Source organism: Amycolatopsis sp. NPDC059027 (genome assembly GCF_042739735.1).
Classification (GTDB): Bacteria; Actinomycetota; Actinomycetes; order Mycobacteriales; family Pseudonocardiaceae; genus Amycolatopsis.
The window spans coordinates 45,094-62,120 of record NZ_JBHYIK010000017.1; the positions used below are offsets into that span (position 1 = coordinate 45,094).

Below are 17,027 nucleotides of genomic sequence, written 5' to 3' on the forward strand. Positions count from 1 at the left end.
GATGTGGCGCTGCAGACCGATGTGCTGATCGTGGGCGGCGGTCCGGTCGGCCTCGCACTGGCCCTTGACCTGAGGTACCGGGGCGTGTCGGTCGTCCTCGTCGAGGCGAGCGACGGCAAGGTGTCCCATCCGAAGGTGAGCACCGTCGGCCCGCGGTCGATGGAACTGTTCCGCCGCTGGGGTGTGGCGAAGAAGATCCGGGCCGCGGGCTGGCCGGGCGACTACCCGCTGGACATCGCCTGGGTGACCAGGGTCGGCGGGCACGAGATCTACCGGCTGGACCGGGGCACCGCGGACGGCCGTCCGTTGCCCGCGCACACCCCGGAACCGGACCAGATCTGCCCGGCGCACTGGCTGACCCCGCTGCTCATGCGGGAAGCGGGCCCGGTGCGGACGCGGTGCCGTCTCGACGGGTTCTCGCAGGACGACGACCGCGTGCTTGCCGCCGTCACCGATCTCGCGACCGAGACACCGCTGCGGATCGAGACGCGGTTCATGGTCGCCTGCGACGGCGCGTCTTCGCGGGTACGCACGGCCTGCGGGATCGACGCGCCGTCGCGGTACGAGACCCAGGTGTTCCGCAACATCCTGTTCCGCGCACCCCGGCTGCGTGAGCAGCTCGGGCCGCGCAACGCCATGGTGTACTTCCTGCTGCGGTCCTCGGCGCTGCGTTTCCCGTTGCGCTGTCTCGACGGCCGGGACCTGTACAACCTGGTCGTCTCCGGGGGGACCGATCTCGACGCGTCTTCGCTGGTCACCAGCGCGATCGCGGTCGACACCCCGGTGGAGACGCTGTCCGACGGCGAATGGCACCTGACCCACCGCGTCGCCGATCGCTTCCGCGCGGGCAGGGTCTTCCTGGTCGGCGACGCGGCGCACACGCTGTCGCCCTCCGGCGGATTCGGGATGAGCACCGGGATCTGCGGGGCCGCGGATCTGGGCTGGAAGCTCGCGGCCGAGCTCGGCGGCTGGGCGGGTCCGCGGCTGCTGGACAGCTACCACGACGAACGGCGTCCCGTCGCGGTCGACAGTCTGGAGGAGGCCCGGGTCAACCTGCGCCGCACCATGGCCAGGGAGCTGCCTGCCGAGCTGGACCAGGACACGCCCGAGGGCGAGCGAGCCAGGGCGGAGATGGCGCGACGCCTGGAGCACAGCGGTGTCCGCCACGAGTTCGACGCGCCGAAGGTCCACTTCGGATACCGGTACACCTCGCCGCTCGTGGTGCCCGACGGGGAACCGCCGGCGGACGGGCAATGGCGGCAGACCACACTGCCGGGCTCGCGCGCTCCGCACGCCTGGCTCGCTCCCGGGGTGTCCACTTTGGACCTCTTCGGGGCGGGTTTCACGTTGCTGCACTTCGCCGGATCGGACCGGCTGTCCGGGTTCGAGCGCGCGTTCGCCGAGCGCCGCGTCCCGCTGGCCGTGTCCGGCTGCGCCGACCCGGCGGTCGCCGCGCTGTACGAGCGTCCGTTCGTCCTCGTCCGCCCGGACGGGCACGTCGCGTGGCGCGGTACCGCGCTGCCTGCCGATCCCGCCGCGCTCGCCGATCGGGTCCGGGGCGCGAGATGGTGACGGATCCCTTGCCTCCCTTCGGCTTCACCGGCTGGACGGGGGAGCGGCTGGCGAATCCCTACCCCGCCTACCGGCGATACCGGGACCACGATCCGGTGCACCACAGCGATGCCTGGTACGTGTTCCGGTACGACGACGTGGTGTCCGTGCTGTCCAGCCGGGACTTCGGCAGGCGTTCGGTGGACGGCGCGCCGATCGTGCCGGAACGTCACGAAACCCTGCGGGCCATCGTGGAGAACTGGCTGGTGTTCCTCGACCCGCCGCGGCACGGCAGGCTCCGCACGCTGCTCGCCAGGGAGTTCTCGCTCGACGTCGTGCAGGATCTCCGCGGCCGTATCCGGGAACTCACCTGGGATCTTCTGCTGTCCATTCGGGACAAGCCGGTGGTGGAGCTGATCGGCGACTTCGCCGCGCCCCTGCCGATCCTGGTCGTCTCCGAACTGCTCGGCGTTCCGGAGGACCATCGCACCTGGTTCCGCGCATGCGCGCTGGAGCTGGAGGAGGCCACGTCGGCACGAGCCCGCAGGCTGCCGGACGGCTATGTGAGGGCGGACGACGCCGCACAGCGGCTCGCCGAGTACTTCGCGCGGGCGGCGCGGTCCCGGCGTGGCGGGGAACAGCGGGATCTGATCACGCTGCTGGCCACGAACCCGGAACTGACCGAGACGGAGGTCGTGGCCACCTGCGTCCACCTGCTGACCGCGGGACACGAGACCACCACGAACCTGATCGGCAAATCGGTGCTGGCGCTGCTGGCCCATCCGGACCTGCTGCGATGGCTGCGCGCGCATCCCGAGTTCCTGCCGGACATGGTCGACGAGCTGATCCGGTACGACTGCCCGGTGCAGTTCGTGACGCGCTGGGCGTACCGGGACGTGGTGCTCCGCGGGCGCGACATCCGGCGCGGCGACAAGGTGCTGCTCGCGCTCGGCTCGGCGAACCGTGATCCGCTGCGGTTCCCGGACCCGGATCTGCTGCGGCTGAACCGAACCGGCGGCAGGCACACCGGTTTCGGCTTCGGTATCCACTACTGCCTCGGCGCCGCGCTGGCGCGGACCGAGGCCGAGATCGGGCTGGCCGCCCTGCTCGCCGGCCTGCCCGGGTTCGAGCTGACCGGCGAGCCCGTCCCGTACGCCGACGACCTGGTCTTCCACGGGCCGCGGCGGCTGACGCTGGAGATCCGATGACGAACCCGAAGTCCGCGCCGATCGTCCGGCTTTCGCTCGCCAGAGGCGCACACGATCTGGTGCGTGCGCTGCTCGAGCTGTCCAGGCACGGCCCGGTGGTGCGGATTCCGCACGGCGACGGCCATGCCTGGATCGTGTCCGAGCCCGAGCTGGTGTGCGAGGTGCTGCGCGACACCGAATCGTTCAGCAAGGAGGGACGCCACGCGCCGCCCTATTTCGTCGACGAGAGCGGGCTCATCGGCTCGGCGGAGACCTCGGTGGCGTCCGACATCGTGACCAGCGAGGGCGCGGAACACCTGCGGCTGCGCAAACTGCATCTGCTCGCGCTGAGCCCGGCACGGGTGCGGTCGTGGGAACCGACCGTGGCCTCGGTGACCGCCCAGCTGCTCGATGTTCTGGCGGAGCAGGGCGGCAAACCGGTCGATCTGGTCGCCGGGTTGGCGTACCCCTTGCCGCTCGACATCATCTGTGTCCTGCTCGGCCTACCCCGGGAGCTGCACGCGACGATCCGCGCGGCGAGTGAGGACATCTTCTACGGCGGCAGCGCGGCCGTGCGGGATCGGGGCCGCGGCCGGCTGTACGGCACCATCGGCGAGCTGATCGACCGGTGGCCGGACCGGATCGGCGCCGGGCTGATCACCGATCTGCTCGCCCTGACCAGGACGGATCCGCCGCGAGCCAGCCTGACCGAGGTCAAGGCGTGGATCCCGAGCCTGGTGCTGCCGGGGCATGAATCGACCGCGAGCCTGCTCTCCTCTGCGCTCTACGAACTGCTTCGGGTACCGCGGCGGACGGCCGACGTGGACGCGATCGTGGAGGAAACGCTCCGGCTGCATCCGCCGTTCCCGCTGGCCACCTGGCGGTTCGCCACCCGCGCGGGCACCCTGTCCGATGTGGACATTCCGGCCGGTGCGCCGGTGCTGGTCAACCTCGCCACTGTCGGCCACGACCCGCGTGTCCATCCCGATCCCGGCGAGTTCCGGCCGGACCGGGACCCGATCGACCACGTCACGTTCGGGCTCGGGGCGCACTACTGCGTCGGCGCCGGGCTGGCCAGGCTGGAGGCCCGGACGGCGATCGCGGCGTTCCTCGACCGTTTCCCGGACGCGCGGCTCGCCGATCCGGACGCGCCACCGGACTGGCAGAGCGATCTCCTCAGCCGGAGACTCGCCACCCTGCCGGTGCGGCTCAGCCGCTGAAGCCATCGGTTCCGGGATTTCGGCGCGGTCGACGGGTGGAGGGCGACACCGAGGTTCACCCTCCACCCGAGAGCAGGCCGCCCCCTACCGCCGACCGCTCTGACCCGCGAAATTCACCGAACGATGATCGTGGAGTACCGAACGTTTCTTTCGGTGGCCTTGTACTGCCATGTCGCTGTTCCCTGTGCGGGAACCGTGACGACATTTCCTCCCCCGAAGACCGTGATCTGACCAGCACTGTTCTGGTATCCGGTCGTCACCGTAATGGCGTATCCGTTGCAGTTCTTGTAGAAATGATCCATGGCACCACCCTGCGGTGACGGTGGTACGAATGTGGTCCAGCAGTCAACCCGAGGCGACAGGGCATCCGCATGCGGGACAACGGTCGGAGTTGCCTTCGAGGGCGCAGACGCCGCGGAATTCGTCGAGATCGCCGATGACGGCTCCGCAGCGCCGGCCGAAGCGAGAGGAAGACCGACCATCAACAAGGCTCCTGTGCATGCGCCCACCGCGCGATATTTGATTCGCATCTTTGCCATCCTCCGTTGATGAATTGTTATTCGTGGTGCGTGAGCACCACCGCACAACGTCAGTCAGCTGAATCGTTGTACGCCGGCTCTTCGGCCGGAACCAGCACCCGTCGCCGGGCAGGTGAAATCACCGTTCCAGTGATGTCCCGCAGTCACTGCGATCTCCCCTTGGCAGCCGTCGTTCAGTACGAGACCGCCCGGCGATACCCCTCGTCGTCGGGCACTCTCGACTCGTACCTCGTGATCGGCTAACTCCCAGGCCGCGAGACCTGCGGGTCCCTGGCTGCCCCGACGTGCTGGGGTCGTGGTTCAGTTTGCCGCTGGGCCGCCAGGGTGACCAGGTCAGAAACCCGCCATCCGTGTCCGGCCGGTGCGTTACCGTTGGTTCACGGGGTGAACGTGGCCGGCGGGGAGGTCGGCATGGGCGATCGGTTGTCGGCCGCGGTGCGGCGGTTGCGGGAACAGGCGGGGCTGACTCAGGAGGAGCTGGCTGAGCGGTCCGGGGTCTCGGTGCGCACGCTGTGCCGTCTGGAGACCGACAGCTGTGAGCGGCCTCGCCTGGTGTCGCTGCGTCGGGTGGCCGGCGCACTCGACCTGGAGCCCCACGAGTTCGACGGACTGATGGCGCTCGCACTGGGCACCGGTGCCCAGCACCAGTACCACCGGGCCGCGTCAGTGGTGGTACCCCGGCAACTGCCCGCGGCGCCGCGGGGCTTCACCGGTCGTGCGCGGGAGCTCGCGGCACTGACGCGGTGGGCACGGGACGCCTCCGGATCGGCGCCGACGGTGGTGATCACCGCGATCGGTGGTGCGGGCGGGATCGGCAAGACCTGGCTGGCCCTGCACTGGGCGCATCAGCACGTGGACCGCTTTCCCGACGGGCAGCTGTACGTCGACCTGCGGGGGTTCTCGCCCGAGGCCACGCCGCTGCCACCGGCGGCGGCCGTACGCGGTTTCCTCGACGCCCTGGGGGTCGCTCCGGCGGCGGTGCCCGCCGGTATCGACGCTCAGGTGAGCCTGTACCGGAGCCTGACCGCCGCCCAGCGGATGCTCGTAATGCTGGACAACGCCGCCGACGCCGTGCAGGTGGCCCCACTGCTGCCCGGAGGTGCCACCTGCACGGTGGTGATCACCAGCCGTGTCCCGCTGACGGGGCTGGACGCCTCCCATGGCCTGAACCTTCTCGCGCTCGATGTCCTGCCCGACACCGACGCGCACGCCTTGCTCGTCTCTCGCCTGGGCACCGAGCGGCTGGCGGCCGAACCCGACGCGAGCCGGCGCGTGCTGGCCTGCTGCGGCGGACTCCCTCTGGCACTGGGCGTGGTGGCCGCACGGGCGCGGACCCGCGGCCTCACGCTGACCGCACTGGCCGCCGAGCTGGCCGATGCGACCACCCGGTTGTCCGCGCTGGACTGCGGCGCGGGATCGGTCGGCATCGCCTCGGTCCTGTCCTGGTCCTACGCGAGACTGACGTCCGTTCAGGCCGAGGTGTTCGGTTTGCTCGGTCTCGCGCCCGGCCCCGACATCGGCCTGCCCGCCGCGGCCGCGCTCGCCGGGCTGTCCCCGGCGCGGGCCCGGGAGATCCTCGACGCGCTGGAGCAGGTGTGCCTGCTGCGGCAGGACACACCCGGCCGCTACCGGATGCACGACCTGGTCCGTCTCTACGCCGCCGACACCGCTCGTACCAGCATGGACCACCGAAGACGCGAAACCGCGCTGCACCGGATCGGCGAGTTCTACCTGCGCACCGCGCACCATGCCGCCGCCATGCTGGCCTGTGACCAGCACCGCGCCGACCCGGTGGCGGATACCTCGCTCGCGGCGGTGACCGGCTACGCGCAGGCCCAGTCCTGGCTGGAAACCGAACGGCTCAACCTGCTCGCGCTCGCCCGAGCCACGACCGGACCGCGGTCGAACGTGTGGGTAGGCGCCCTGGCCACCGCGCTCTGGCATTTCCTGGACATCCGCGCCTACTACGACGACGCGTGGGACCTGCACACCCTCGCCCTGTCGGCCGCCCGCGACACCAGCGATCACGACGGCGAGGCGCGCGCCCTGATCGGCCTCGGCCTGAGCCGCTGGCGCCGGGGCGACTATCCCCAGGCCGCGCGGCATTTCGAGCAGGCGTGCTCGGCGGCGAAGATGTCCGGCAACCGCGCCACCACCAGCTACGCCCTGCACAATCTCGCGTCGGCCCGCGGCAGGGTCGGCCGTTATCGCGACGCGCTCGCGCACTTCCACGACGGTCTGGTCCTGGCCCGCCTGTGCGACGACCAGGCCTTGCAAGGCCAACATCTGTGCGGGCTGGCGATGGTCCACTGGTTGCTGGGCCGGCACAGCACCACGCTCAACCTCGCCACCACCGCACACGAGTTGGGGCGGCGCAGCGGGAACCGGTACGTCGAACGTCACGCCCTGATCCCGCTGGGACTGGCCCACTGGCGGCTGGGGCAGCCCCAGCTGATGCTCGACTGCTTCCACCAGGGGGTCGAGCAGGCACGCGCGAGCGGAGACCGGTGGGTCGAGTGCAACTGCCTCAACGGCGTGGGGTTGGCTCATCTGCAGCGGGCAGATGAACAACGCGCCGCGGAGTACTTCCGGCAGGCCCTCAGGATCGCCCAGGACATCGGCAGCTGCAGCCTGCAGGCCGAATCCCTCAACAACCTGGGACAGATCGCCCGCTTGACCGGGAATCTCCGGGACGCTCTGGGTTGTCACCGCGACGCGCTCACGCTGAGCCGCCAGTCCGGTGAACCCGCTGAGCAGGCCCACGCCCACCACCAGCTGGGCTTGGTCCACCACGCCCTTGGCCAACCCGAGCAGGCCCGCGAGTCCTGGTGCGCGGCGCTGACGATCTACGTCGAACTCGACGTCCCCGAAGCGGCGATGATGCGAGCGCTGCTCAGAAACCAGTCGGGAATCCCGCCAGTTTCGTCCCGAGTGGACGGTGACCACTCGGGGTGACACCGCGCACCACTGGCGTCTCCTGGCCGCATCGCGACCTCCCTCAAAGGGGAGTCCGGCGGGGCCACTCGCTTCACGTCTTCTGACTTGCGATATGAGACCTTATCCCAAATTAGATGTCTGTATGAGGTATGAATTCCAGCAGAAGATACCCAGATATTTCTAAAATAATCGTGATGATAGAGTGGTGACATGGAAAAGCGCAGGTCAGAGACGGTGCTCGGCGAGCAGGGATCACGAGAGGGCGGCACGGATCAGCCGGGCCCATCACCCTCGGGAAAAACAGGGCCTGACGAAAAGCGTGACGAATCGGTGCGGGTGTGCGGCTACCGGCGATGTGGTGCCGCGCTCCCGCAGGTCAGCGGCCGAGGGAACCGGCCACGGTTCTGTCAGGACGGCAAGACCTGGGGGAGCCGTGGCCTGAACTGTCGCGACGCCGAGGCCGCGCTGGTCGACGCCGATTCCTTGCGTGAGGCGGACACCGAGCTGGACGACACCGCCGTCGCCGCGCTCGCCGGTGAGATCGATCGTGTGCTCGACCCGGCGCGTGGGCTGGTCGAGGTGCTCGCGACGATCAGGCAGCAGCTCGACGCGACCGTCGCGGCGGCACTCGCCGAACGGGACAGTGCCCACGAGGAGGCGGACGAGCACCGGCGGCAGCGCGGTCTCGCCGAGGCCGACGCCACGCTGGCGCGTCAGCAGGCGGAGAAGGACCGCGCGCGTGCGGCGGAGGCGGAGCGGGAGCAGGCCAAGGCCGTCAAGGAACGCGATGACCAGCGTGCCGCGCGCAAGGCGGCGGCGCAGGAGCAGCAGCGCACGTCCGGGCAACTCGCCGCCGTGCGGGACGAACTCGTCCGGGCTAACCAGCGCGCCGAAGCGGCCGCCGCGCTCGCGGGGGATCGGGCGATGGCGTTGGCTTCGGCGACCGCCGAACTCGCCGCGTCCCAGTCGGCCCTCGTCGACGAGCGTGCCCGGAGTCAGGCCGCCGCGGCGCGCGCCGAGGTGGCCGAACTTCAGGCCGCTTCCGCGCGGGATCGGATCGACGCGCTACACGAACAGCTTTCCGCAGCCACCGCGGCCCACGAAACCGCTTTGGCCTCCGCGCGGGCCGACGCCGACCGTCTTCGTACGGAGTTCGACGAGCGGGTCACCACGATCCGCGCGGAGCACGACCGGTCGGTGCGGACGATGCACGACACCACGCTCGCGCTGGGCGCGGAGTTGCGGACGCTGACCGAGCGGAACACCGCGGCCGAGCGGGATCTCGGACGGCTGCTCGATGTCCTCGCGGCGCGCCCGGACGACGAGGCGCTGCCGGACGACGTCCGCAAGCTGCTCGCCGAGCATGTGCGGTGATGCGTCCCCTGCCCCGGAGTGTGCCCGTCCCCGGCAACGGATACTGTCCCGGTGAGCTGGTCGATCTACTACACCGCCCGACGGGACCGTCCGCTTGACGAGACGGAGCAGGGTCTTGTCGCGATGCTGGTCCGCAGGTCCCGATCCGACGTGATCGACAACGCAGGCGGTGAGGGCGGCCTCACCTTCTACGACAGCGACCGGCTGACCGGCACCACTGTGCTCGAGGGCGCGACCAAGCTTCCCCGCCGACGACCGAACGACCTGTGGGTCGCGATCCAGTACTGGTCGGAGGTACTGAGCAAGCTTCGCCTGCTGCTGCCCGACGCGGAGTGGACCGTCAAGGTCGACGATCACGAACTTCCCTGGGACGCGCAGAACGCGCGATACGACCCGACCCGCTAGGTGCGCCGGGTGTGTGCGACGAGGTATCGGCAGGTTTCCGTGGTGGGGTTGATGAACGCGCAGGGCGCGGGCGGGCCGAGCTGGAGGCAGTCGCCGGCGTCGAGTTCGTGCTCGGTCTCGCCCTCGCGGAACCGCAAGTGGCCGTCGAGCACCCAGATCTGCTGGTGGCGGAAGGTGTAGGTCTCGGCGGGGAAGGGAATCTCGGCGCCCGGCGGCAGTTCGACCTCGACCAGTTCGAGCGGGCCGCCGGTCGTCGGCGAGATCGCGCGGCGCCGGTAGCCGCTGGCGGGATCGGTCCACCTCGGCTGATCCGCGGCGCGCACGAGCCGCCGATCACCGCCCTCGGCGCGGGCCACGAGTTCGGACAGTGTCATGCCGAGGGCGCCCGAAAGACGCCCGAGCAGCACCGCGGTCGGCTGGGCTTCGCCGCGTTCGATCTTGCCGATCATGGCGCGCGAGACGCCGGAGCGCTCGGCGAGTGCGCTGGCCGAGAGAGCGCGTTCGAGGCGAGCGGCATGGAGGGTCGCAGCGAGTGACGCGGAGAGCGGGTCCGACATAGTTGTTCACTATAGGACCACTGATGGCTACGATAGTAGTCATGCCTGCTGGGAACCTGAAGATCCGTGACGCCGCCGAGCCGGATGCCGAGGCGTGCGCCGCGATCTACGCGCCGTACGTCACCGATACCGCGATCACCTTCGAGTCCGACCCGCCGTCGCCGCCGGAGATGGCCCGGCGCATCGCCGCGGCGAACGAACGGCACGCCTGGCTGGTCCTGGAGGACGACGGCGACGTCATCGGGTACGCCTACGGCGGGCCGTTCAAGGAACGCGCCGCGTATCGATGGTCCTGTGAGGTCAGTGTCTACCTCGAACGCGGGCGACGCCGGACGGGCGGTGGGCGCGCGCTGTACACCGCCTTGTTCGACAGGCTCGCCGAGCGCGGCTTCCGTACCGCTGTCGCGGGTATGACGCTGCCGAACGACGCGAGTGCGGGGCTCCACCGGGCAATGGGTTTCGAACCGGTGGGGACGTACCGGCGCATCGGCTGGAAGCACGGCGCTTGGCGGGACGTCGCCTGGATGCAGCGGACGCTCTTGATCGACGAGGATCCGCCCACCGAGCCCCGCTGACAAAACTTAAGTAACTACTTGACTTTCTGTCCTCGGATACATTAACTTAAGTATATGCTTAAGTATGACCTCGACCAGGTGTTCAAGGCGCTGGCGGATCCGACGCGGCGAGCACTGGTGGAGCGACTGGTGCGCGGGCCTGCTTCGGTGAGCGAGCTGGCCGCGCCGCTGACGATGTCGCTCGCGGCGGTCGTCCAGCATCTGCAGGTTCTCGAGGCGTCGGGGGTCATCCGGTCCGAGAAGGCCGGCCGGGTGCGCACCTGTCAGGTCGAACCGGCCGCGCTGCGCGTCGCCGAAGGCTGGCTCGGACGGCAGCGCACGCCTTGGGAGCACCGTCTCGACCGGCTCGGCGAGGTCGTCGCCGAGCCGGAAATCCCGGAGGACAGGAGTTCGTCATGACCCGTTCGGTCAAGCACGCCACGTTCAGTCTCGAACGCCGGTACCCCGTCGCACCCGCCCGGGTCTTCGCGGCGTGGTCCGATCCGTCGGCCAAGGCTCGCTGGTTCGGCGCGGACGTCGGCCACGAGCTGGATTTCCGGATCGGTGGCCGGGAAATCAACCGCGGCCGGCACACCGGAGACGGCCCGCTGCTGACGTTCGAGGCGACCTATCACGACATCGTCGACGGAGAGCGCATCGCCTACGCCGGAACGTTGAGCTTCGATGGCACCCTCGCGACGATTTCGATCACCACCGTCGAGTTCGTCCCGGACGGGGAGGGCACCCGGCTGGTCCTGACCGAACAGGGGACGTTCCTCGACGGCGCGGAGGAACCGGCCTGGCGCGAACAGGGCACCGGCGAGTGGCTGGACAAGCTCGACGCGGAACTCCGGCGCGCCCAGCCGTCTCGGTGACGGGCCCGGTGTCAGCCGACGGTTACTCCGCCTTCGGCGGAGTCGGTGGAGCGGCTGAGTTCCTCCCAGGCGTCGAAGTCGTCCTGGACCCGTTGGCGCCCGGCGGTGACCAGGCGTAGCGCGTCCGACCCGAGCAGGACATGCGCAGGAGGCTTCTCCGCGGCCAGGAGGGTGAGGATGGCGTCGCCCGCGCGATCGGGGTCACCGATGCCCTGGCCCGCGAGGGCCAGGCGGCGGGTCCGGATCGGGTCGAACAGGGCGTCGTAGTCGGCGATGCTGCGTGGTGCGCGCACCAGTGACCGGCCTGCCCAGTCGGTTTTGAACGCGCCGGGAGCCACGGCGGTGACCCGCACGCCGAACTGGGTGACCTCCTGGGCGAGGGTGTCGGTGATGCCTTCCAGTGCGTGTTTGCTGCCTTCGTAGAACGCCAGTCCGGGGAAGGTGGTGTGCCCGCCCATCGAGGTGATGACGAAGATGTGGCCACCACGCCGTTCCCGCATGCCGGGCAGGACCGCTTTCACGGTCGCCACCGTGCCGAACACGTTGACTTCGAACTGGCGGCGCAGATCGGCCATCGACGACTCTTCGAAGGTACCTTCGAGCCCGTAGCCGGCGTTGGCCACGAGCACTTCGATCGGGCCCAGCTCCGCTTCGGCGGCCCGCACCGTGGGGTCGATCCGGTCCTCGTCGGACAGGTCGAGGATGAAGGCACGGGCCCGGTCGGGGTCCAGTGCCCGGAAGGCCGCCGCGTGCCGCTCGGTGCGCACGGTGCCCGCGACACGGTGCCCGGCCGCCAGGGCTCGCCGGGCGATGGCCAGCCCGAGGCCGGTGCTGACGCCGGTGATCAGGAATGTGTTGCTCACTACGGATGTCCTTTCATGGATGAGTGTCCGGCCGCGGCGTGCGTGGGCACGGCGGCATGGACCCCGCGGGGATGACGGGGTCGTGTCTGGGTGGTACCGGTGCTGGATCGCCCGGTTCGGGCGGTGGTCAGGACTCGGCGGCGGTGTCCTGGGCGGTCGTGGCGGCGGGTTCGCTGCCCCAGCTGGCCAGCAGTCGCAGGCGCTCCTCGGACGGCGAGCCGGATGGCGCGCAGTAGACGACGAGCGATTGGCCGGGGTCGGCGACCGAGGTGAAGATCTCGTACTGCAGTTCCAGCTCACCGGCGACAGGGTGGTGGAGGCGTTTGAGGCCGGTGCTGCGTTCCTGGACGCGGTGTTCCGACCACCACGCCGGGAACTCGGGTGAGCGCATCATCAGCTCACCGATCAGGTTGGCGATGTGCTGGTTTCGCGGCTGGGTGGCGGCGGCCCGGCGCAATCCGTGCACGTAGTCGCGGGCGACGCGTTCCCAGTCGCGCCACACGAGGCGAGCACGCGGATCCAGCAGTGTCCAGCGCGCCATGCTGCGTTCCCGGCGCGGCAGCGCGGCCACATCGGGAAACAGCAACGCCCACAACGTGTTCCCGCCGACGACGGTGAGGTTCCGGTCGCTGACGAAAGCCGAAGCGAGGTCCATCGACTCCAGCACCTGGCGCAGCGCCGGTCGTAGCCGTGACGAGTGCTCGGCCCGGCCCTCGTGCCCGGCTGGGGTGCCCGCGAGGGCGAACAGGTGCCGCCGCTCGATGTCATCGAACCGCAGCGCGTCGCAGAGGGCATGCAGTACCTGTTCGGACGGCTGCCGGGCGCGGCCTTGTTCCAGCCGGGTGTAGTACTCGATACTCACCCCGGCCAGCTGCGCGACCTCACCGCGCCGCAGACCGGCGACCCGGCGACCGGCGCCGAACTCGACCGGCAGACCGATCTTCTCCGGCGTGAGTCCGGCACGGCGGGCCCGCAGGAAGTCGCCAAGGTCGTTGTTGCCCATGCCCTGAGTCTGCTCTTCGCCCAGTCGATCACCAAGGACATGGCTGGCCCTGCCAGTACTACGTTGCGCGACCCGGTACGACGTGCCCGGGTTCGAGTACGAAGGCCGGGAGGGAGCCCGCCGTGGCGGGTTCAGCTCGCGCGGTAGTGCTGGGGGCTCTGGCCGTACTCGCGTTTGAAGGCGGAGCTGAGCGCGAACGAACTTCCGTAGCCGACTTTGCGCGCCACCGCGCCGAGTGTGGAGTCGGGCTGCTGGCGCAACAGGTCGGCGGCGAGGGCGAGTCGCCAGCCCGCGAGGTAGGACATCGGCGGTTCGCCGACGGCGGTGGCGAAACGGCGGGCGAGCGCCGCGCGTGAGACGCCGGTGTTCGCGGCCAGCTCGGCGATCGTCCAGGGGCGGTCCGGGTGGTCTTGCAGCAAGCGCAGTGCCTGGCCGACGACCGGGTCGTCGTGGGCGCGGTACCAGGCGGGGGCGCGATCGCGGGACTGGGCGAACCAGGTGCGGAGCGCGGCGATCAGCAGCAGGTCGAGGAGCCGGTCGAGAACGGCTTCCTGGCCGGGGACGTCCTTGCCGATTTCCTCGGCGAGCAGCGGGATCAGCGGGCTCTGCCAGTCCGGGGCCCGCAGCACGAGCAGGGGCGGGAGCGCGGCGAGCAGGCGGCGGCTGACCTCGCCCGCGACCGGGTAGGTGCCGGTGAGCATGTCCAGCGGGCCGTCGGTGCCCGAGCCCCAGGTGCGCACGCCGACGTCGCCGAGGTCGGTGAGGTGTTCGCCCTCGGGTGTCCGGCATTCCTGGCCGGGGTGGATGACGGCCTGCGGCGGGGTGGCCGGGTGGTCGGCGACGAGATACGGGTCGGGTCCCCGCGCGATCGCGAGATCACCGGGGCCGAGCCGGACGCCGTCGTCCTCGTCGGGCACGACCCACGCTTCGCCGCGGACGACGGCGATGACGGTCAGCGGTGCGCGGTCTTCGATCCGCAGGCACCAGGGCGGGGTCAGGAGGGACCGGAGCAGGAACGCGCCGTGGGCGCGGGGGCCGTCGAGGAGGGCGGCGAGCGGGTCCATGCCGGAATGGTAGACGCTGGAGCATGGATGTGAGCAGCTGAACGATGGAGCGTCTCACTCGCTGCCGCTTGACTAGTGGTCATGCCTGGGGAAAGGAAGGGTGCCATGGATACGGTGGCGGTCATCGCGCTGGTCGCGGCGACGATCACGGCGGGTCTGTCCGCGGGGCTGTTCTACGCCTACGCGTGTTCGGTGATGCCGGGGCTGGCCCGTGGCGACGCGAAGACGTTCGTCGACGGGATGCGCGGGATCAACGTCGCGATCCTCAACGGCTGGTTCATGGCGACGTTCCTGGGCGCGCCGCTGCTGGCGGCGGTGGCCGGGGCGTTGCACCTGCGCTCGGACCTGCGGGGAGCGTTGCCGTGGGTGGTGGCGGGTTTCGTGCTGCTGATGGTGACGCTGATCGTGACCGGGGTGGTCAACGTGCCGTTGAACAACGCGCTCGAGGCACAGGCGGCCGATGGTTCGGCGACGCTGGAGGAAGTGCGGGCGCGGTTCGAGACGGTTTGGGTGCGGTGGAATGTCGTGCGCGCGGTCTCCTCGACGGCGGGTTTCGGTTGTCTGGTCGGCGCTCTGCTGACCCGTCGCTGACGTTCCCTTAAGGCCACCTTACGGGCGTCAGACGCCCGTAAGGTGGCCTTAACGGCATGGGGTCAGCCGGCGACGCGGAAGAGCAGGTCGGTCGACCATTTCGTGGGGTCGGGCTGTTCGAGCGGGTTGGTGTTGAGGACTTCGAGACGTCCGCCCCACTGCTCGCCGTCCTCGGTTTCGGTGCTGTCCCAGCGCACGCCCTCGGCGGCGCCCCAGTCCAGAACCGCTTTGGTGGCGCCGAAAAGCCCGTCCGGGGCACCGACGTAGTTGCTGAAGACGTACTTGCCCGCGGGGACGACACCGGTGATCAGCGGAGCCTCGGGGATGAAGTCGCCGTCGACCGGTACGCAGGCCTCGGCGGTGAAGCGCATGCCGGGATGGATGACGAGGTACCGGAAGAACGGCGCGCCCGCCGGGGCGAGGCCGTGCTGTGCGAGCAGGCCGATGATCCGCGGGATCTGGTCGGCGATGGTGTCGAACTCAGTGACGCCGATGGTGGCGCGGGCGCCGACGTAGCGCTGGGCTGGACGGTCCGCAAAGGACGGCATGGGATCGGCTCCTCGGTCAGGGGTGTTCGGGGGTGAGGACGGGGCGGACCTCGATGGTTCCGTACGCGGCGGCGGGATGGCGGGAGGCGATGTCGATCGCTTCGTCGAGGTCGCCGCACTCGATGAGGCAGTAGCCGCCGATCTGTTCCTTGGTCTCCGCGAACGGGCCGTCGCTGAGCAGGACTTCGCCGTCGCGGACCCGGATGGTGGTGGCGTCGCCCGGCGGGTGGAGCCCGGCGCCGTCGAGGATGACGCCACGGCGCTGCATTTCCTCGCCCCAGTCGCCACAGCCGTCGTTCCGGTGCTCGGCGGCGGTTTCGTCGCCGCAGATCATGAGCAGGTACCGCATGGTCCGATCCTTTCAGTGCTGGTCGAGGAGGTCACGCAGGCGCGCGCCCGGCATGCTCAAGGTCTTGGCGGTCATCTCGGTCCGTCCGTTTTCGCGCGGTCATCCACCCGACGTGCGGGATCGGCCGGGACCGACACCTCGGCGGAGGAATTTTCCGTGAGCCGCAGTTCGGTGCGGCGGCGGGTGAGGTAGCTGCGTTCGGCAGCGGTCGGGGCCAGCGCGAGCGCGTCGCGGTAGGCCTCGGCGGCTTCGGTGTCGCGGCCGAGCCTGCGGAGGAAGTCCGCGCGGGTGGCCGGGAGCAGGTGGTACCCCGCCAGTGCCCCGCTCTCGGCGAGCCGGTCGACGAGGACGAGGCCGGTGGCCGGACCGGCGGACATGCCGACGGCGACGGCGTGGTTGAGGGCGACGACCGGGGTCGGGGTGTGCTTGCGGAGTTCGCCGTAGAGGCCGGCGATCTGCGCCCAGTCGGTGTCGGCGGGGCGTGCCGCGGTCGCGTGGCAGGCCGCGATGGCCGCTTGGATCTGGTACGGGCCGGGTCGGTGGCGTCGCAACGCGGTTTCCAGGACGGTGGTGCCCTCGGCGATCTCGGCGGTGTCCCACCGTTCGCGGTCCTGTTCTTCGAGCGGGACGAGTTCGCCGCCGGGGCCGACGCGGGTGTCGCGCCGGGCGTGCTGCAGGAGCATCAGCGCGAGCAGGCCGAGTGCCTCGGGTTCGTCGGGCATGAGCCGGGCCAGGACGTGGGCGAGGCGGAGGGCTTCGCCTGCGAGGTCCGGGCGGAGCAGGTCCGGTCCGGCGCTGGCCGAGTAGCCCTCGTTGAACAGCAGGTACAGCACGCGGAGGACGGCGGTGGTGCGTTCGGGCAGCAGGTGTGCGGGCGGGACGCGGTAGGGGATGCCGGCGTTGCGGATCTTGCGTTTCACCCGGACCAGGCGCTGGGACATGGTGGGTTCGGGGACGAGGAAGGCGCGGGCGATCTCGGCGGTGGTCAGCCCGGCCAGCGTGCGCAGTGCGAGCGCGACCTGGGCTTCGACGGCGAGGGCGGGATGGCAGCAGGTGAAGATCAGCCGCAGCAGATCGTCGTGGACGCCGCTGTCGTCGCCGTCGTCGGGGTAGGAGTCGAGCATCTGGGCGGCCTCCCGGAGCTTCCCGGCGCCGAGCGTTTCGCGCCGGAGCCGGTCGATGGCGCGGTTGCGGGCGGCAGTGGTGAGCCAGGCGCCGGGACGGTCCGGGACGCCGTCGCGGCGCCAGGTGCGCAGGGCGAGCGCGAAGGCGTCCTGCGCGCACTCCTCGGCGAGGTCCCAGTCGCCGGTCACCCGGATCAGGGTGGCGACGACCTGGCCCCATTCCTCGCGAAAGGCCTCCGCGACCGCGGTTTCGACGTCCGGTGCCATCTGCTCCCCTCCGTGCCGG

Annotated in this window: 18 protein-coding genes; 10 read left to right on the forward strand and 8 right to left on the reverse strand. The window is 70.3% G+C overall.

The window, feature by feature from the left end:
• Positions 1 to 3: 3 nt before the first annotated feature.
• From ACFWY9_RS14170 to ACFWY9_RS14180, 3 genes are read left to right on the forward strand one after another with little or no spacing between them, the layout of a single operon-like run.
• Positions 4 to 1,572 (forward strand): FAD-dependent monooxygenase, encoded by a 1,569-nt coding sequence (locus ACFWY9_RS14170; protein WP_378339037.1) that lies wholly within the window; start codon positions 4 to 6, stop codon positions 1,570 to 1,572.
• Complete coding sequence (locus ACFWY9_RS14175; RefSeq protein ID WP_378323278.1) at positions 1,566 to 2,759, forward strand: cytochrome P450; 1,194 nt, start codon at positions 1,566 to 1,568, stop codon at positions 2,757 to 2,759. Before ACFWY9_RS14170 ends, ACFWY9_RS14175 begins: the two co-directional genes overlap by 7 nt.
• Positions 2,756 to 3,958 carry a cytochrome P450 gene (locus ACFWY9_RS14180; RefSeq protein ID WP_378339038.1) on the forward strand — a complete coding sequence of 401 codons (1,203 nt, stop codon included), beginning with the start codon at positions 2,756 to 2,758 and terminating at the stop codon, positions 3,956 to 3,958. Before ACFWY9_RS14175 ends, ACFWY9_RS14180 begins: the two co-directional genes overlap by 4 nt.
• 113 nt (positions 3,959 to 4,071) lie before the next feature.
• Here ACFWY9_RS14180 and ACFWY9_RS14185 read toward each other — a convergent pair whose 3' ends face one another.
• A complete protein-coding gene (locus ACFWY9_RS14185) occupies positions 4,072 to 4,260 on the reverse strand; it encodes a hypothetical protein (RefSeq protein ID WP_378323276.1) in 189 nt (62 codons plus the stop codon).
• 648 nt (positions 4,261 to 4,908) lie between these two features.
• On the opposite strand from ACFWY9_RS14185, the gene ACFWY9_RS14190 reads away from it, so the two are divergent.
• The 3 genes from ACFWY9_RS14190 (at position 4,909) to ACFWY9_RS14200 (ending at position 9,213) form a co-directional block, all read left to right on the forward strand.
• On the forward strand, positions 4,909 to 7,452 hold the full coding sequence (locus ACFWY9_RS14190; RefSeq protein ID WP_378339039.1) for an ATP-binding protein: 2,544 nt from the start codon (positions 4,909 to 4,911) through the stop codon (positions 7,450 to 7,452).
• Positions 7,453 to 7,644: 192 nt separating this feature from the next.
• Positions 7,645 to 8,808 carry a hypothetical protein gene (locus tag ACFWY9_RS14195; protein WP_378339040.1) on the forward strand — a complete coding sequence of 388 codons (1,164 nt, stop codon included), beginning with the start codon at positions 7,645 to 7,647 and terminating at the stop codon, positions 8,806 to 8,808.
• 51 nt (positions 8,809 to 8,859) lie between these two features.
• Complete coding sequence (locus ACFWY9_RS14200; protein WP_378323272.1) at positions 8,860 to 9,213, forward strand: hypothetical protein; 354 nt, start codon at positions 8,860 to 8,862, stop codon at positions 9,211 to 9,213.
• On the opposite strand, the gene ACFWY9_RS14205 is transcribed toward ACFWY9_RS14200, so the two are convergent.
• Positions 9,210 to 9,770, reverse strand: a complete 561-nt coding sequence (locus ACFWY9_RS14205) for a helix-turn-helix domain-containing protein (RefSeq protein ID WP_378339041.1) — start codon at positions 9,768 to 9,770, stop codon at positions 9,210 to 9,212. The two genes, ACFWY9_RS14200 and ACFWY9_RS14205, sit on opposite strands and share 4 nt — an antisense overlap.
• Before the next feature lie 41 nt (positions 9,771 to 9,811).
• Here ACFWY9_RS14205 and ACFWY9_RS14210 point away from each other — a divergent pair, with 41 nt between their 5' ends.
• Genes ACFWY9_RS14210 through ACFWY9_RS14220 form a run of 3 tightly spaced genes read left to right on the forward strand, consistent with a single transcriptional unit; the run spans position 9,812 to position 11,199 of the window.
• Positions 9,812 to 10,345: a GNAT family N-acetyltransferase gene (locus ACFWY9_RS14210; protein ID WP_378339042.1), complete on the forward strand. Its 534-nt coding sequence runs from the start codon at positions 9,812 to 9,814 to the stop codon at positions 10,343 to 10,345.
• A 54-nt stretch (positions 10,346 to 10,399) separates the two neighbouring features.
• Entirely contained in the window at positions 10,400 to 10,744 is a 345-nt protein-coding gene (locus ACFWY9_RS14215) for an ArsR/SmtB family transcription factor (RefSeq protein ID WP_378323268.1), read from the forward strand.
• Positions 10,741 to 11,199, forward strand: coding sequence for an SRPBCC family protein (locus tag ACFWY9_RS14220; protein ID WP_378323267.1), 459 nt, complete (start codon positions 10,741 to 10,743; stop codon positions 11,197 to 11,199). Before ACFWY9_RS14215 ends, ACFWY9_RS14220 begins: the two co-directional genes overlap by 4 nt.
• 11 nt (positions 11,200 to 11,210) lie before the next feature.
• On the opposite strand, the gene ACFWY9_RS14225 is transcribed toward ACFWY9_RS14220, so the two are convergent.
• From ACFWY9_RS14225 to ACFWY9_RS14235, 3 genes are all read right to left on the reverse strand, one after another.
• Positions 11,211 to 12,062: an oxidoreductase gene (locus ACFWY9_RS14225; RefSeq protein WP_378339043.1), complete on the reverse strand. Its 852-nt coding sequence runs from the start codon at positions 12,060 to 12,062 to the stop codon at positions 11,211 to 11,213.
• Positions 12,063 to 12,189: 127 nt separating this feature from the next.
• Complete coding sequence (locus tag ACFWY9_RS14230) at positions 12,190 to 13,065, reverse strand: helix-turn-helix transcriptional regulator (RefSeq protein WP_378339044.1); 876 nt, start codon at positions 13,063 to 13,065, stop codon at positions 12,190 to 12,192.
• Positions 13,066 to 13,196: 131 nt separating this feature from the next.
• On the reverse strand, positions 13,197 to 14,129 hold the full coding sequence (locus tag ACFWY9_RS14235) for an AraC family transcriptional regulator (RefSeq protein ID WP_378339045.1): 933 nt from the start codon (positions 14,127 to 14,129) through the stop codon (positions 13,197 to 13,199).
• A 105-nt stretch (positions 14,130 to 14,234) separates the two neighbouring features.
• On the opposite strand from ACFWY9_RS14235, the gene ACFWY9_RS14240 reads away from it, so the two are divergent.
• Positions 14,235 to 14,720 carry a DUF1772 domain-containing protein gene (locus tag ACFWY9_RS14240; protein ID WP_378339046.1) on the forward strand — a complete coding sequence of 162 codons (486 nt, stop codon included), beginning with the start codon at positions 14,235 to 14,237 and terminating at the stop codon, positions 14,718 to 14,720.
• A gap of 62 nt (positions 14,721 to 14,782) precedes the next feature.
• Here the strand turns inward: ACFWY9_RS14240 and ACFWY9_RS14245 are convergent, their stop codons facing one another.
• The 3 genes from ACFWY9_RS14245 to ACFWY9_RS14255 form a co-directional block, all read right to left on the reverse strand.
• Positions 14,783 to 15,268, reverse strand: coding sequence for an AraC family transcriptional regulator (locus ACFWY9_RS14245; protein WP_378323261.1), 486 nt, complete (start codon positions 15,266 to 15,268; stop codon positions 14,783 to 14,785).
• 16 nt (positions 15,269 to 15,284) lie between these two features.
• On the reverse strand, positions 15,285 to 15,617 hold the full coding sequence (locus tag ACFWY9_RS14250) for a YciI family protein (RefSeq protein WP_378323259.1): 333 nt from the start codon (positions 15,615 to 15,617) through the stop codon (positions 15,285 to 15,287).
• 71 nt (positions 15,618 to 15,688) lie between these two features.
• Complete coding sequence (locus ACFWY9_RS14255; protein WP_378323258.1) at positions 15,689 to 17,008, reverse strand: RNA polymerase sigma factor; 1,320 nt, start codon at positions 17,006 to 17,008, stop codon at positions 15,689 to 15,691.
• Positions 17,009 to 17,027 lie beyond the last annotated feature (19 nt).

Coding starts and splice junctions, on each gene's coding strand:
- ACFWY9_RS14175 (WP_378323278.1), top strand. CDS start 1,566: ATGGTGACGGATCCCTTGCCTCCCTTCGGCTTCACCGGCTGGACGGGG.
- ACFWY9_RS14180 (WP_378339038.1), top strand. CDS start 2,756: ATGACGAACCCGAAGTCCGCGCCGATCGTCCGGCTTTCGCTCGCCAGA.
- ACFWY9_RS14185 (WP_378323276.1), bottom strand. CDS start 4,260: ATGGATCATTTCTACAAGAACTGCAACGGATACGCCATTACGGTGACG.
- ACFWY9_RS14190 (WP_378339039.1), top strand. CDS start 4,909: ATGGGCGATCGGTTGTCGGCCGCGGTGCGGCGGTTGCGGGAACAGGCG.
- ACFWY9_RS14195 (WP_378339040.1), top strand. CDS start 7,645: ATGGAAAAGCGCAGGTCAGAGACGGTGCTCGGCGAGCAGGGATCACGA.
- ACFWY9_RS14205 (WP_378339041.1), bottom strand. CDS start 9,770: ATGTCGGACCCGCTCTCCGCGTCACTCGCTGCGACCCTCCATGCCGCT.
- ACFWY9_RS14210 (WP_378339042.1), top strand. CDS start 9,812: ATGCCTGCTGGGAACCTGAAGATCCGTGACGCCGCCGAGCCGGATGCC.
- ACFWY9_RS14215 (WP_378323268.1), top strand. CDS start 10,400: ATGCTTAAGTATGACCTCGACCAGGTGTTCAAGGCGCTGGCGGATCCG.
- ACFWY9_RS14220 (WP_378323267.1), top strand. CDS start 10,741: ATGACCCGTTCGGTCAAGCACGCCACGTTCAGTCTCGAACGCCGGTAC.
- ACFWY9_RS14230 (WP_378339044.1), bottom strand. CDS start 13,065: ATGGGCAACAACGACCTTGGCGACTTCCTGCGGGCCCGCCGTGCCGGA.
- ACFWY9_RS14235 (WP_378339045.1), bottom strand. CDS start 14,129: ATGGACCCGCTCGCCGCCCTCCTCGACGGCCCCCGCGCCCACGGCGCG.
- ACFWY9_RS14240 (WP_378339046.1), top strand. CDS start 14,235: ATGGATACGGTGGCGGTCATCGCGCTGGTCGCGGCGACGATCACGGCG.
- ACFWY9_RS14245 (WP_378323261.1), bottom strand. CDS start 15,268: ATGCCGTCCTTTGCGGACCGTCCAGCCCAGCGCTACGTCGGCGCCCGC.
- ACFWY9_RS14250 (WP_378323259.1), bottom strand. CDS start 15,617: ATGCGGTACCTGCTCATGATCTGCGGCGACGAAACCGCCGCCGAGCAC.
- ACFWY9_RS14255 (WP_378323258.1), bottom strand. CDS start 17,008: ATGGCACCGGACGTCGAAACCGCGGTCGCGGAGGCCTTTCGCGAGGAA.